This is a genomic window from Clostridium cuniculi (assembly GCF_004353185.1).
Taxonomy (GTDB): domain Bacteria; phylum Bacillota; class Clostridia; order Clostridiales; family Clostridiaceae; genus Clostridium; species Clostridium cuniculi.
In genome coordinates, this window is record NZ_SMUS01000009.1 from 121113 (window position 1) to 134700 (window position 13588).

A 13588-nucleotide genomic window follows, 5' to 3' on the forward strand; every position below is an offset into this window, starting at 1 on the left:
ACTTTTATTTATATAATAAATCCACAATATACAGTCTCTTATCCGAAAGATAGTATATTGTGGATAACTTTAACAATTATTAATTCTTATTAGCAGTTATATTTTTCAACTAAAGCCTTAAATTCACTCTCATTACTCTTTATATAATCACTGAAGCTCTTATTAACAGAGTTTAAATTATTAGCTAATTCACAAATAAACATTGGAATATCTTTTCTTGCAATATCTCCATAGCATTTTCCTAATCTTGCTTCTCCCTCTACAAAGCTTCCATCAACATGAATTTCATATGCTTCTTCTACAACATCATTAATTCTCTTTTTCTTTCCTGTAAATCCTATCTCAGCTATTTCATGTACACCACAAGAGTTACCACAACCTGAGAAGTATAATCTAGGTAATAAATCAATATTTGAAACATTTTCTTTAACATAATTTAATGTCTCTCTCAAAATTTCTTGACTTTCACATATACCTATTTGACATGTTGGTACCCCTATGCAAGATACACTATAATCAAATGAAGTCGTTCCTCCAATTGATTTTGTAACTTCTAATAGCTCTTCAGCTTCTTTTCCATTTAAGTTTCTAAAGTATACACCTTCTGTCATTGATAATCTAATTTCAGGATCATCAAACTTTTCTAATGTTGATATAATAGTTTTTAACTCATTTAGCTTTATTTGACCTCCTACTGGATGTACATAAACACTATATAGTCCAGGTTGCTTTTGTGCAACTAGTCTTGAATCAGTTATATTTGTTTCTACACCAGCTTTAGTATACTTTTTACCTTCTACTGATAGCTTGTAACCTTCTTCATTTTTTACTATTTCAACGTATTTTTTATATTCATTTATAAAGCCTTCTTCTCCTAATTTATCAACCATATATCTTACACGAGCTTTAGCTTTATTATCATAATTTCCTTCAGCTTTAAATAATCTAACCATAGCTTCAACATAGTTTAATACGTCACTAGGCTCAATAAGTTCTGGATATATTAATGCAAGTTTAGGGTTTCTTCCTAATCCTCCACCAAGATATACTCTAAAATATTCCTTGTCATCCTTCTTTACTGCTAAGAAGCCTAAATCTTGTACTGTACAATGTGCTGTATCACTTGAACCATTAGAGAAAGATACTTTTAACTTTCTTGGTAACTTGTAACTAGTTATTCTCTCCATAAAATATTTCCCAGTAGCTACTGCATATGGTGTTGGATCAAATGCTTCTTCTTTATCAACACCTGATAATGGTGATAAAGCAACATTTCTTGGAAAGTTTCCACCTGCTCCTCTTGTATATATATCCTTATCTAACGCTTCCTTCATTAAATCACATATTTCATCTATTGATAAACCGTGATATTGAATTGCTTGACGAGTAGTAAAATGTAATCCACCTAGCTTATACTTTTCTGCCCAATCATATATCATTTTTAGTTGTGGCATAGTTATTATACCTGAAGGCATTCTAAGTCTTAGCATAAACTCTTTTCCACCACGATGAGCATATGCTCCCATTCCACCTGATGCATGCTTAAAGTCCATTACAGACATTTCTCCATTTATAAACTTATGTCCAACTTTTCTAAACTCTTCGATTTCTGGTAAAAGTACTTCTTTTAATTTTTCCATCTTATCACCTCATATTATTGCTACTCTTTTTAATATTCCTACTTATCATAACAAATATTCACTTCTATATTATACTACAATCTACTCTATTTTCTATTAATTAACTATTTAAATATTTAATTATAATCATTAACTTTTTAAATGTTTGCCAATTTTTAAAATTTATATCAATTGATTTTTTCTAATTTTTTCTATAAACTATATATAATATACATATCTACAAGGAGTGATTATATGGTACAAGAAAAAAATAAACCACCTTTAGATTCAGAAGTATCTGTTAAAGAAACTTTTAAATCTTTATCTGGCAAAAAGAAAATTGAATTCATATACGATTATTATAAACTTCCTATAATAGGTACTTTGCTTGCTATCATAACTATAAGCTATATGGCATATTCATTTGTCACAAAACAAGATACTTATTGTAATATAACTTATTACGGTTCCACTATTAATACAGATAACTTTAATAAAATTAAAGATATCCTAAATGAAAACATTTTAGGAGATGATAAAAAATCTACTATATTTACAGATAGTCTTTTAATTTCTGCTAATTCAAACTATGGTGATGATCCAACAACAACACAAGCCTTTGCTGTTAAATTGGCTGCTAATGAAATCGATATCCTTTTAGTTGAAAAAAACAACTTTGAATATTTTGCTGCTAACAATATGTTATTAGATTTAAACTCTTTAGAAGGATTTAATTCATTAAATATATCTGAGGATGAATTAGTAACCGCAAAGGATGAAACTGGAAATTATAATTTATATGGTATTAAAGTAGACAATCTAAATTTATTAAAAGATTCTGGTTTTAATAATGAAAATACTATTTTATGTATAGCTATCAGTTCAAATAGACATGAAGAAGTGATTAAAGTATTAAATGAACTTACTAAGTAAAAAAAGATGTTGCACATTTGCAACATCTTTTTTATTTCTTATTAAATAAATCTTTGAAGCCCTTTTTGTGTGTAACTTCTCCATCAACACTTTCTCCACAAGCTTCCATAAATGCTTCTAGGGCCTCTTTTTGTTTAGAATTTAAATTCTTAGGAGTATCAACTATTACTTTTACATATTGATCTCCTCTAGTATTTGAATGAACCTTAGGTACACCCTTACCTTTTAATCTAAACATTGTTCCTGATTGAGTTCCTGCTGGAATAGTATATTTAACATCCCCATCTACTGTTGGAACTGTTATTTCAACACCTAATGCAGCTCTTCCCATTGATATATGAGTTTCTATATAAATATCATTTCCTCTTCTATCAAATTGTTTAGACTTAGCAACATTTATTCTGATATATAAATCTCCTGGAGGTCCATCATTAGAACCATGTTCTCCTTGCCCTCTAAGTGGCATTACATTACCGGTATCAACACCAGCTGGTACATTTACCTTAATCTTTCTAGTCTTTCTTACCTTACCTCTACCACTACAGCTTGAACATGGAGTTTCAACTATAGTTCCTTTTCCTCCACATCTATCACAAGTAGAAGTGCTTACAAAACTTCCAAGAGGAGTTTGTCTTTGAACTCTAACTTGCCCACTTCCATTACATGTTGGACATGTTTTTGGTGATGTTCCTGGTTCTGCACCAGTACCTCTACAAGATTCACAATTTTCATTTCTATTTATTGTAATTTCTTTTTCTACACCAAATATAGCTTCTTCAAAAGTTAAATTTAAAGTGTATTCTATATCAGCACCTTTTACCGGTCCGTTTCTTCTTCTTGAAGAACCACCACCGCCTCCAAAAAAGCTTTCAAATATATCACCAAAACCTCCCATATCTGAGAAGTCAAAGCCACCAAATCCACCTGCTCCAAATCCACTTCCATCAAAGTCAGCAGTACCAAATTGATCATATCTAGCCTTCTTCTCTGGGTCAGAAAGTACTTGATATGCTTCATTTATATCTTTAAATTTTTCTTCTGCTTCCTTATTACCTTGATTTTTATCAGGATGGTATTTAATAGCTAGCTTTCTAAAGGCTCTTTTTATTTCATCATCACTTGCACCTTTTTCAAGACCAAGTACAGCATAATAGTCTTTATTCGCCATCTATATAGTCACCACCTTATTCATATTTTTCTTAGTCTATATTAACATTTATATATTTTTTCGTAAACACCTAAACTTTTAAAAAGGGAAGACGACTTATGTCTTCCCTACTTATATAGTATATTATTTATCTTCTTTTACTTCGAAATCAGCATCAACTACATTATCATCATGTGCTGCATTTGAATTTCCACCCATATTGTTTGGATCAAATCCTGCTCCACCTTGAGCTCCTGCTGCACCTTGAGCATCAGCATACATCTTTGAAGATATAGCATAGAATTCTTGAGTTAATTCTTCTGTAGCCTTCTTAATAGCTTCTAAATCTTCTCCATCTTTAACAGCTTTTAATGCATCTAATTTAGCAGTTATTTTAGCTTTATCATCAGCAGAAATCTTATCACCTAGTTCTTCTAATTGTTTTTCAGTTTGGTAAGTTAATTGATCTGCATTATTCTTAGTTTCTATTGATTCTTTTCTCTTCTTATCTTCTTCAGCAAATCTTTCAGCTTCTTTTACAGCTCTATCTACTTCTTCATCACTTAAGTTAGTTGAAGCAGTAATTGTGATGTTTGCTTCTTTACCAGTTCCTTTATCCATAGCAGATACTTTAACAATACCATTAGCATCTATATCAAAAGTAACTTCGATTTGTGGAATTCCTCTTGGAGCTGGAGCAATACCTGATAAAGTAAATCTACCTAAAGTCTTGTTATCAGCTGCCATTTGTCTTTCACCTTGTACTACGTGAATTTCAACTGATGTTTGACCATCTGCTGCAGTTGAGAATACTTGGCTCTTCTTAGCTGGTATAGTTGTATTTCTTTCGATTAATGGAGTAGCAACTCCTCCTAAAGTTTCAATACCTAATGTTAATGGTGTAACATCTAGTAATAATACGTCTTTAACTTCTCCAGTTAAAACACCTGCTTGAATTGCAGCACCCATAGCTACACATTCGTCTGGGTTAACTCCCTTTGAAGGTTCTTTTCCAGTAAAGTTCTTAACAGCTTCTTGAACTGCTGGAATTCTTGTTGATCCACCAACTAATATAACTTTATCTATTTGACTAATTGAAAGTCCTGCATCAGATAATGCTTTCTTCATTGGTTCAATTGATCTTTGAACTAAATCATGAGTTAATTCGTTGAATTTTGCTCTAGTTAAGTTCATATCAATATGTTTTGGACCTGTTGCATCAGCTGTAATAAATGGTAAGTTGATGTTAGTTTGCATTGATGAAGATAATTCAATCTTAGCTTTTTCAGCAGCTTCTTTTAATCTTTGAACTGCACTCTTATCGTTTCTTAAATCAATTCCATATTGAGCTTTAAAGTCATTTGCTATATAATCGATAATCTTTTGGTCAAAGTCATCTCCACCTAAGTGAGTATCTCCATTTGTTGATAATACTTCGAATACTCCATCACCTAATTCAAGGATAGATACGTCGAATGTACCTCCACCTAAGTCATAAACAAATATCTTTTCGTTTTGTTCAGTTTTATCTAATCCATAAGCTAATGAAGCAGCTGTTGGTTCGTTTATTATTCTTAATACTTCTAATCCTGCTATTCTACCAGCATCCTTAGTTGCTTGTCTTTCAGCATCATTAAAGTAAGCTGGAACTGTAATAACAGCTTGAGTTACAGTTTCACCTAAGTAAGCTTCTGCATCAGCTTTAATCTTTTGAAGTATCATTGCTGATATTTCTTGTGGTGAATAATTTTTATCATCAATCTTAGTTTTGTGATCTGTTCCCATTTCTCTCTTAATTGAGATTATAGTGTTTTCTGGATTTGTAATTGCTTGTCTTTTAGCTATTTGTCCTACTAATCTTTCACCGTTAGCTTGGAATGAAACTACTGATGGAGTAGTTCTAGCACCTTCTGAGTTAGTGATAACTACTGGTTCTCCACCTTCCATAACAGCTACACATGAATTTGTTGTACCTAAATCAATACCTATAATTTTTCCCATAATTTTTTCCTCCTCGAATCACATATCTATTTAAAGATTTTCCTTGATTTGCTATTTTGCTACTGTAACCATTGAGTATCTGATTACTTTTTCGCCTTTTTTATATCCTTTTTGGTATACTTGAGCAACATCATTAGTATTTAAATTTGCATCTTCAACCACTGAAATTGCTTGATGTACATTAGGGTCAAAACCATTAGTTGTATCTATTTCTTCAACACCTAATTTTTCTAAAGCGTTTAAGAATCCTTTTATTGTCATCTCAACACCTTTTTTAATATCTTCTACATTACCATCTACAGCTAAAGCTCTTTCTAAGTTATCTGCTACAGGCAGCACTTCTTTTAATACATCTGTGCAAGCATCTGTATAAATACCTTCTTTTTCTTTTGCTGTTCTTTTTCTATAATTGTCATACTCAGCAGTTAATCTAAGTAATCTATCTTTTAATGCATCTAATTCATTAGAAAGCTTTTTATTTTCATCTTTTAACTTTCTTATCATTGATAAATCATCAGTTTCAGAATACTCTTCTATTATTTCTTCTACTTCTTCATTTTCTGTAGCCTCTGTATTCTCTTCTACTGTATTACCTTCTTCTAGTATTTCTTCATCTCTTAAATCCTTGTTTTCCTCCATCTTTACACCTCATCTCTATTTATTCAATACTCTTGGTCCTTAAGACTTTTATTTAATTCTTTCATTACTTGTGCCATTATAGAAATAACTTTCGAGTAGTTAATTCTCTGTGGACCAATAAGGCCGATACTTCCAATTGGTCTTCCTCCTAAGGAGTACTCTGCTGTTATTACTGAACAATCCTTAGCTTCTGGAATATAGTTTTCATCACCAATTTTAATTGAAATATCACCACTACCTTCTAGTAGCTCTATTACACAATCTTTATTACTTATTAATTGAAGTACTTCCTTAGCCTTTTCAATATCGTTATACTCAGGATAATTGAAAAGATTAGTGGCTCCCTCAACAACTAACTCTGATTTTGAACTATTATTTAGACTTTCATATAAAGCTGGAAGCATTGCATTAAATAAATCATCAAATCCTACTAAGTCATTTTTAAGCCTATTAATAACTTCTAAATTAATAGCTTCAATTGTTAAGTTTTTAAGTTTAGAATTTAATACCTCATTAATTCTAATAAGTTCCTCATTACTTGGTACAGCCTTAACTTTAATTCTATGATTTTTTATAACACCACTATCTGTAACTATTAAAGCAATTAAATTCAATTCATCTATTTTTATTAATTGCAATGATCTTATATAACTTCTTTTCATAGAAGGAGTTTGAACTATACAAGTTAAATTTGTTAATTCAGATAATAAAACACAAGCTTCCTTTAAGATAGTATCAACTTCATGCATTGCTGAATTAATTAAATACTCTTTAATTCTTAGTTCTTCATCTTTACTTAGCTTTGGTGTTTCCATTAACTTATCAACATATAATCTGTATCCCTTACTAGATGGTATTCTACCTGCTGATGTGTGAGGCTGTTCTAAATATCCCATTTCCTCTAAATCTGCCATTTCATTTCTTATAGTTGCAGATCCCACACCTAAATCATACTTCTTAGCTATTGTTCTTGAACCAACAGGTTCTCCTGTTACTATATAGTCATTAATAATGGCTTGAAGTATTTTTATTTTTCTTTCATCAATAGCCATTTCATCACCCCTATTGTTAGCACTCATTAAAGTCGAGTGCTAATGACTACATTATCAATATATTCTTATTTGTTTTTTTTGTCAATTTCGTATTTCTTTAAATTTTCAACTATTTTTTTATATAATTTAATTTTTTCAGGATTATCTCTTTGCATCTCTAAATTTCTCCTTATTACTTTACTTTTCATTTTTATGATTTATCTAATATAAAATCTGACATTACACTATTTGATAACTCCATCCCTTTAGCTGTTAAAAACATTTTATTTTCCTCAACAACAAGTAATCCATCCTTTATATTCTTCTCAATGACTTCTTTATATATACTATTTATATCTACACCAAATTTTTTCTTAAACTTTAATAAATCTATGCCTGAAACCATTCTTAATCCCATAAAAACAAACTCTTCCATTTCATCCTCAATGGAATTTTCATACCTATCTATTACTACACTTATATTATTATTTATCTTTTCTATATAATCATTTATATTGCTTGTGTTTACCAATCTATATCCATCAATATAAGAGCTACTTGCACTTCCAACACCAATATATTCTTCTAATGACCAGTAAACCTTATTATGCTCACATTCCTTTCCAGACAAAGCAAAATTAGAAATTTCATACTTATGATATCCATTAGATTTTAATATATCTTTAGTCAATTTATCCATTACTCTTTCATCATCTTCACTTGGAAGTTCAAGCTTATCTTTTTCATATAATTTATAAAAAGCAGTTCCTTCTTCAATTATTAAACTATATGCTGAAATATGCTCTGGTTTTAATTCACATATTTTTTCTAAAGAATTCTTCCAATCCTGTATAGTTAAATTAGGAAGACCATACATTAAGTCTACATTAATATTATTAAATCCTACTTTTCTTGCTAAGTTATAGTTTTCTAAAAACTCTTTAAATGTGTGTATACGACCAATTTTTTTTAATAACTGATCATTACAAGATTGAAGCCCAAAGCTTATTCTATTTATTCCGTATTTCTTCATTATTTTTAATTTATCTTCATTTACCGTACCTGGATTACACTCCATAGAATACTCTAACTTATCTGATAAATTCAATTTAGATACTGCTATAAGAAGTTTTTCAAGCTCCTTTTCTTCAAGATATGAAGGTGTTCCACCTCCAATAAAAATAGTTTTTATTAAATAATTAGAACATTTATCTTCTATTTCCTTAATTAAAGCCTCAACATACTCTTCTCTAAATCTTTCTTTTCCTGCGAATGTTGGGAAATCACAATAAAAACATCTTTGCTTACAAAATGGTATATGTATATATAAACTAATTTTCTTCATTATTTTTCCTCCAAATCTATTTTTTAATTATGAAAAAAGACATTGCAAAAGCAATGTCTTTTTATTAGTCTACTTTAAGAACAGCCATGAATGCTTCTTGTGGTACTTCTACAGATCCCACTTGTCTCATTCTCTTCTTACCTTCTTTTTGCTTTTCAAGAAGTTTCTTCTTTCTTGAAATATCTCCACCGTAACACTTAGCAAGTACGTCTTTTCTCATAGCCTTAACTGTTTCTCTAGCTATAACTTTAGATCCTACTGCTGCTTGAATTGGAACTTCAAACATTTGTCTTGGAATGATTTCTTTAAGCTTTTCAGCAATTCCTCTACCTTTATGGTAAGCTCTTTCCTTAGGAACTATCATTGATAAAGCATCAACTACATCTCCATTTAATAATATATCAAGCTTAACAAGTTCAGTCTTAGTATATCCTTTAAATTCATAATCAAAAGATGCATATCCTCTTGTTCTTGATTTTAAAGTATCAAAGAAGTCATATACAATTTCATTTAATGGCATATCATAGTTAATACAAACTCTTGTAGTTTCTAGATATTCCATATCGATAAATGTTCCTCTTCTCTCTTGGCATAAATCCATTATAGCTCCAACATAATCAGTTGGTGAAATAATAGAAGCTTTAACAACTGGCTCTTCCATATAATCTATTTCAGTTGCTTCTGGTAAATTTGTTGGATTTGTTAAATCTAAAACTTCTCCATTAGTCTTTGTTACTTTATATACAACCGAAGGAGCTGTTGTTATAATATCTAAATTAAATTCTCTTTCTATTCTTTCTTGAATTATTTCCATGTGAAGTAATCCTAAGAATCCACATCTGAAACCAAATCCTAAAGCTATAGATGTTTCAGGTTCAAAATCTAAAGCTGCATCGTTTATTTGTAATTTTTCTAATGCTTCTTTTAATTCATCATATTTAGCTCCATCTACTGGATAAATACCTGAGTAAACCATTGGAACTGCCTTTTTGTATCCTGGAAGTGCCTCTGCTGTTGGTCTATCAGACTCTGTTATAGTATCACCAACTCTAGCATCCGCAACATTTTTTATAGATGCAGTTATATATCCAACATCACCAGCTCTTAATTCACTTATAGGCATTAATTTCGGTGTGAAAACTCCAACTTCTGTTACATCATACACTTTATTTGTTGCCATAAGCTTAATTTTAGTTCCTGGCTTAACAATACCATCTTTAATTCTTACATAACAAACAACACCTTTATAACTATCGTAGTAAGAATCAAATATTAAGGCTTTTAATGGAGCTTCTTCATCTCCAGTTGGAGCAGGAACCTTTTCCACTATAGTTTCTAATACTTGTTCTACATTCAATCCAGTTTTAGCTGATATCATAGGTGCATCTTCAGCCTCTATTCCTATAACATCTTCAATTTCTTGTTTTACTTCATCTGGTCTTGCTGAAGCTAAATCTACTTTATTAATTACTGGAGCGATTTCTAAATCGTTATCTAATGCTAAATAACAGTTTGCTAAAGTTTGAGCTTGAATACCTTGTGTAGCATCAACTACTAGCAATGCACCTTCACAAGCAGCTAAACTTCTTGATACCTCATATGTAAAGTCTACGTGTCCTGGTGTATCAATTAAGTTTAATATATATTCTTCTCCATCTTGACGTCTATATATTAATCTAGCAGCCTGAGACTTAATTGTTATACCTCTTTCTTTTTCGATCTCCATATTATCAAGAACTTGCTCTTCCATTTCTCTTTGTGTAAGAGTCCCTGTAATTTCTAATAATCTATCCGCTAGGGTTGACTTACCGTGGTCTATATGTGCTACGATTGAAAAGTTTCTAATCTTTGATTGTCTATTACTTTGCATATATCTTAACTGCTATTTTATTAAGCAGCTTCTTCACCCCCATATTGTTAAATCAAGCTAAATTATAACATAGAGTATAGAGTAAGTGTCAAGAATATTAACATGGAAATCACATTAAGATTACTAGGATTTTATTAATTGTTAATATTTTCAATAAAATCATCTACACTTTTATCAAAATCATTCTTGTTATCCTCATCTGTTTTTATTCTATCTTCATTATATTCACTATTAGTTTTTGTACTTTTATTTATTTTATCCTTTATATTTATAAAAGCATTATTTACATATTCTCTAACAGTCTTTATAGTATTCATAAATAAATTATCACTAGTCAATTTAATTTCCTTATTATATATCTTTACAGTTGCTAAACCATCCTTCTTTTCTCCAACATAAATTTTCACTGTACTATTATCTTTAATGAATTCTTGAAAATCTTCTCCAAACTCCTCACTTACAACTTTAAAGTTATCATCAGTATTCCCCAATGGTGATAAAGATTCTGTATTTATTATATTTATCTTTACAAAGCCTACAATAAGTAAAATCACTGCAAATATAGGTATAAGAATTTTTTTAATAATTTTCAACCTAAAACCTCCTTCTTAGCTAACTTTATAACATATATAGTAATAAAAAAATGAGCTCCTTAGTTATTAGCTATAAGGATGCTCACTTTTCAAACTTTTATTCAATTATTCTTTACCATTTAAATGTTCTGCTATTAACCTAGCTAAATATTTTGCACTTAACTTTGCTTCTTGCGCTGTATTAAGATCTGTTCCAAACTCTGTCAATATACATGCTGGACTTAAATCTTGATTAAAGTTGTTTGATCCACGATTGTATTCATAAAGACCAACTCCATTATTTCCATCTGCAAGCAATCCTGGGAAAAGCTCTTCCGAAGTAGAAATCATGTCACTTACTGCTTCCATCATTTCCGTATAATATGGTGAAGCCTTTGAAGTAACAAACATAATTCTTGCTAAACTTTGCCCATTAATTTCTACCGTAGTTCTATCCTTACTAGGACCACTATTTCTATGCAAATCTATTACTAATTTTAAATTAGGAAATTGATTTAAATAACTTTGTACTGTAGGTCCTGATCTATAATATGATTGATCATAAGGGCTAGTATCATGAACGGTTTTATCATGAACTACTGATATCCCATATCCTTCTTCTAACTCTTGTGCTAATACATCCCCTACACCAACAACACTAAAATCTTCCTGTTCAGTATCTGAACCTGCTTCTGCATATCCTTCATGAGTATGAGTATGATAAATTAATACTTCTACATTTGAAGCATCTAATGTTTTCTTAAGTGAAGGATCATAAGCAGCACTAGTTTTATTAAGCTCTGCTAAATCTTCTTCTGTAACTCTGGCAATACTTTCTTCCTTAACAACGTAAGGTTCAAACAAACTAAAGGTTGATTTAGAGCTATTATCTAAATTACCGTTACTATTAACGTTATTTATATTTTTAAAAAAAGCTACTTCATTTCCTATTATTCCATAAGTAGTTATCTTATTTAGCCCTAAAGCTTCAACTATTACTCTTTTAATAGTAACTTTATTTTCTCTATATGCTGTACTATCATATATTTGTGTTTCAACCACTGGCATGGAGTAATTAAGCAATTGTACATACGCCAATCCACCACGCTCTCTATAATTATTAAGAACACTACCAGCTCTTATAAAAAATATAATCATAAGAACTAATAGAACTATATATCCTATGCTAATACCACTTTTCTTTCTCTTAACATTATTGCTTTCATTAATCCACTGCATTTTATATACCTCCTCACTCTTTATAAATATATGGGAGGTTTTACATAATTATTAATAAATAATTTTAATTCATAAATTTATTTATCTCTTCCATATTGTTTATATGAATTTATTTTTATTCATATCACGTTTAAATTAAGTTATATTGCTACTTTTTAAGATATTTTTGTCACTTACATTGATTAATAAATTTTAAATATATATTATTTATTTTTGACGAATTTTTGACGTCAAAACATTTTATTTAGAAGCTAAGTTTACCTAAATAATAGCAAAGTAAGGATTATTTTTATTCCAACAATTACATTTGAAAATAGCATTCATATTTATTTATAATAATGTTTATGGGGGGATTATATATGGCTACAAAGGAAACCGATAAAAAAGAACTAATATTAAAAATTGATTTTTCTTCTTTAGAAACTGTAGACAAGTTTATTGATTTATTAAAGGATAACAATGTAGAAGTTAAAACCATTGGGAGAGATGAATATTTAATCCAAATTTAACTATTTAAACTTTTGAAATTACTATGATATATTGAACTTGACTTGAATCTCTATTTTTTAGTTTCAAGTTCTCCTATAGTTATTTAAATAAGAAAACAACAAGAGGTTAGATATTAAAATTAGTTAGTATCTAACCTCTTATTGTTCAAGGATATTTTTAGTTATTTTTATATTATGTTTTTACTATATATATATTGAAACTTTATAATTACATATGTTATAATTGCCTACAGGGATATATAAATCGTTTTAACCCTAAATTACATCTTAAACGCTACTTCTTTGAGTAGTAGAACAAAAAGGAAATCATTTTTACTATGGCTGTTGATTTCCTTTTTATTATTAATTTTAATTATTATATATAATTGAAATTAATTAGTATTTACGATATATTGAAATTGAAGTGACTTCACTTTAACATTTTATATTTATATAATATTTGTTTAATAGAAAAAGGAAATCACCATCATCTATATTGGGTGATTTCTTTTTTATATTTATTCTATGTTTTTCATTCCATTTTTTCTGTCGTTTATCATAATATTTTTGTTTATATAAGTAATTTATTATATATTTTAATTGCTTGTTTCTTATTTTTTTCAAATAAACTTATAAAAGGAAGTTACTCTACCAATTATTGTGACTTCCTTTTTATGTTTATAATATTGTATAGTTATTAAATT

General features: G+C 29.5%; 11 protein-coding genes. 2 read left to right on the forward strand and 9 right to left on the reverse strand.

What is annotated here, in order from left to right:
• Window positions 1–89: 89 nt before the first annotated feature.
• Window positions 90–1640, reverse strand: coding sequence for a nitrite/sulfite reductase (locus EJJ37_RS06440; RefSeq protein WP_133014774.1), 1551 nt, complete (start codon window positions 1638–1640; stop codon window positions 90–92).
• A 234-nt stretch (window positions 1641–1874) separates the two neighbouring features.
• On the opposite strand from EJJ37_RS06440, the gene EJJ37_RS06445 reads away from it, so the two are divergent.
• Window positions 1875–2552, forward strand: a complete 678-nt coding sequence (locus EJJ37_RS06445) for a hypothetical protein (RefSeq protein WP_133014775.1) — start codon at window positions 1875–1877, stop codon at window positions 2550–2552.
• Between the two features lie 31 nt (window positions 2553–2583).
• On the opposite strand, the gene dnaJ is transcribed toward EJJ37_RS06445, so the two are convergent.
• From dnaJ to EJJ37_RS06485, 8 genes are all read right to left on the reverse strand, one after another.
• Window positions 2584–3720: a molecular chaperone DnaJ gene (gene dnaJ / locus EJJ37_RS06450; protein WP_133014776.1), complete on the reverse strand. Its 1137-nt coding sequence runs from the start codon at window positions 3718–3720 to the stop codon at window positions 2584–2586.
• Between the two features lie 123 nt (window positions 3721–3843).
• Window positions 3844–5700 carry a molecular chaperone DnaK gene (gene dnaK / locus EJJ37_RS06455; RefSeq protein WP_133014777.1) on the reverse strand — a complete coding sequence of 619 codons (1857 nt, stop codon included), beginning with the start codon at window positions 5698–5700 and terminating at the stop codon, window positions 3844–3846.
• Window positions 5701–5751: 51 nt separating this feature from the next.
• On the reverse strand, window positions 5752–6339 hold the full coding sequence (grpE, locus tag EJJ37_RS06460; protein WP_133014778.1) for a nucleotide exchange factor GrpE: 588 nt from the start codon (window positions 6337–6339) through the stop codon (window positions 5752–5754).
• Between the two features lie 23 nt (window positions 6340–6362).
• Window positions 6363–7391, reverse strand: coding sequence for a heat-inducible transcriptional repressor HrcA (gene hrcA / locus EJJ37_RS06465; protein WP_133014779.1), 1029 nt, complete (start codon window positions 7389–7391; stop codon window positions 6363–6365).
• A gap of 190 nt (window positions 7392–7581) precedes the next feature.
• Window positions 7582–8715 carry a radical SAM family heme chaperone HemW gene (hemW, locus tag EJJ37_RS06470; protein ID WP_133014780.1) on the reverse strand — a complete coding sequence of 378 codons (1134 nt, stop codon included), beginning with the start codon at window positions 8713–8715 and terminating at the stop codon, window positions 7582–7584.
• 64 nt (window positions 8716–8779) lie between these two features.
• Window positions 8780–10585: a translation elongation factor 4 gene (gene lepA / locus EJJ37_RS06475; RefSeq protein ID WP_133014781.1), complete on the reverse strand. Its 1806-nt coding sequence runs from the start codon at window positions 10583–10585 to the stop codon at window positions 8780–8782.
• A 134-nt stretch (window positions 10586–10719) separates the two neighbouring features.
• Complete coding sequence (locus EJJ37_RS06480; protein WP_133014782.1) at window positions 10720–11178, reverse strand: hypothetical protein; 459 nt, start codon at window positions 11176–11178, stop codon at window positions 10720–10722.
• 105 nt (window positions 11179–11283) lie between these two features.
• Window positions 11284–12396: a stage II sporulation protein P gene (locus EJJ37_RS06485; protein WP_133014783.1), complete on the reverse strand. Its 1113-nt coding sequence runs from the start codon at window positions 12394–12396 to the stop codon at window positions 11284–11286.
• Window positions 12397–12755: 359 nt separating this feature from the next.
• On the opposite strand from EJJ37_RS06485, the gene EJJ37_RS20090 reads away from it, so the two are divergent.
• Window positions 12756–12905 (forward strand): hypothetical protein, encoded by a 150-nt coding sequence (locus EJJ37_RS20090; protein WP_166484676.1) that lies wholly within the window; start codon window positions 12756–12758, stop codon window positions 12903–12905.
• The last annotated feature ends 683 nt before the right edge of the window (window positions 12906–13588 follow it).

Excerpts from the sequence above, each read along its gene's own strand:
- EJJ37_RS06485 (WP_133014783.1), bottom strand. The coding sequence starts at position 12,396 with ATGCAGTGGATTAATGAAAGCAATAATGTTAAGAGAAAGAAAAGTGGT.
- dnaJ (WP_133014776.1), bottom strand. The coding sequence starts at position 3,720 with ATGGCGAATAAAGACTATTATGCTGTACTTGGTCTTGAAAAAGGTGCA.
- hemW (WP_133014780.1), bottom strand. The coding sequence starts at position 8,715 with ATGAAGAAAATTAGTTTATATATACATATACCATTTTGTAAGCAAAGA.
- EJJ37_RS06440 (WP_133014774.1), bottom strand. The coding sequence starts at position 1,640 with ATGGAAAAATTAAAAGAAGTACTTTTACCAGAAATCGAAGAGTTTAGA.
- lepA (WP_133014781.1), bottom strand. The coding sequence starts at position 10,585 with ATGCAAAGTAATAGACAATCAAAGATTAGAAACTTTTCAATCGTAGCA.
- hrcA (WP_133014779.1), bottom strand. The coding sequence starts at position 7,391 with ATGGCTATTGATGAAAGAAAAATAAAAATACTTCAAGCCATTATTAAT.
- grpE (WP_133014778.1), bottom strand. The coding sequence starts at position 6,339 with ATGGAGGAAAACAAGGATTTAAGAGATGAAGAAATACTAGAAGAAGGT.
- EJJ37_RS06445 (WP_133014775.1), top strand. The coding sequence starts at position 1,875 with ATGGTACAAGAAAAAAATAAACCACCTTTAGATTCAGAAGTATCTGTT.
- EJJ37_RS20090 (WP_166484676.1), top strand. The coding sequence starts at position 12,756 with ATGGCTACAAAGGAAACCGATAAAAAAGAACTAATATTAAAAATTGAT.
- dnaK (WP_133014777.1), bottom strand. The coding sequence starts at position 5,700 with ATGGGAAAAATTATAGGTATTGATTTAGGTACAACAAATTCATGTGTA.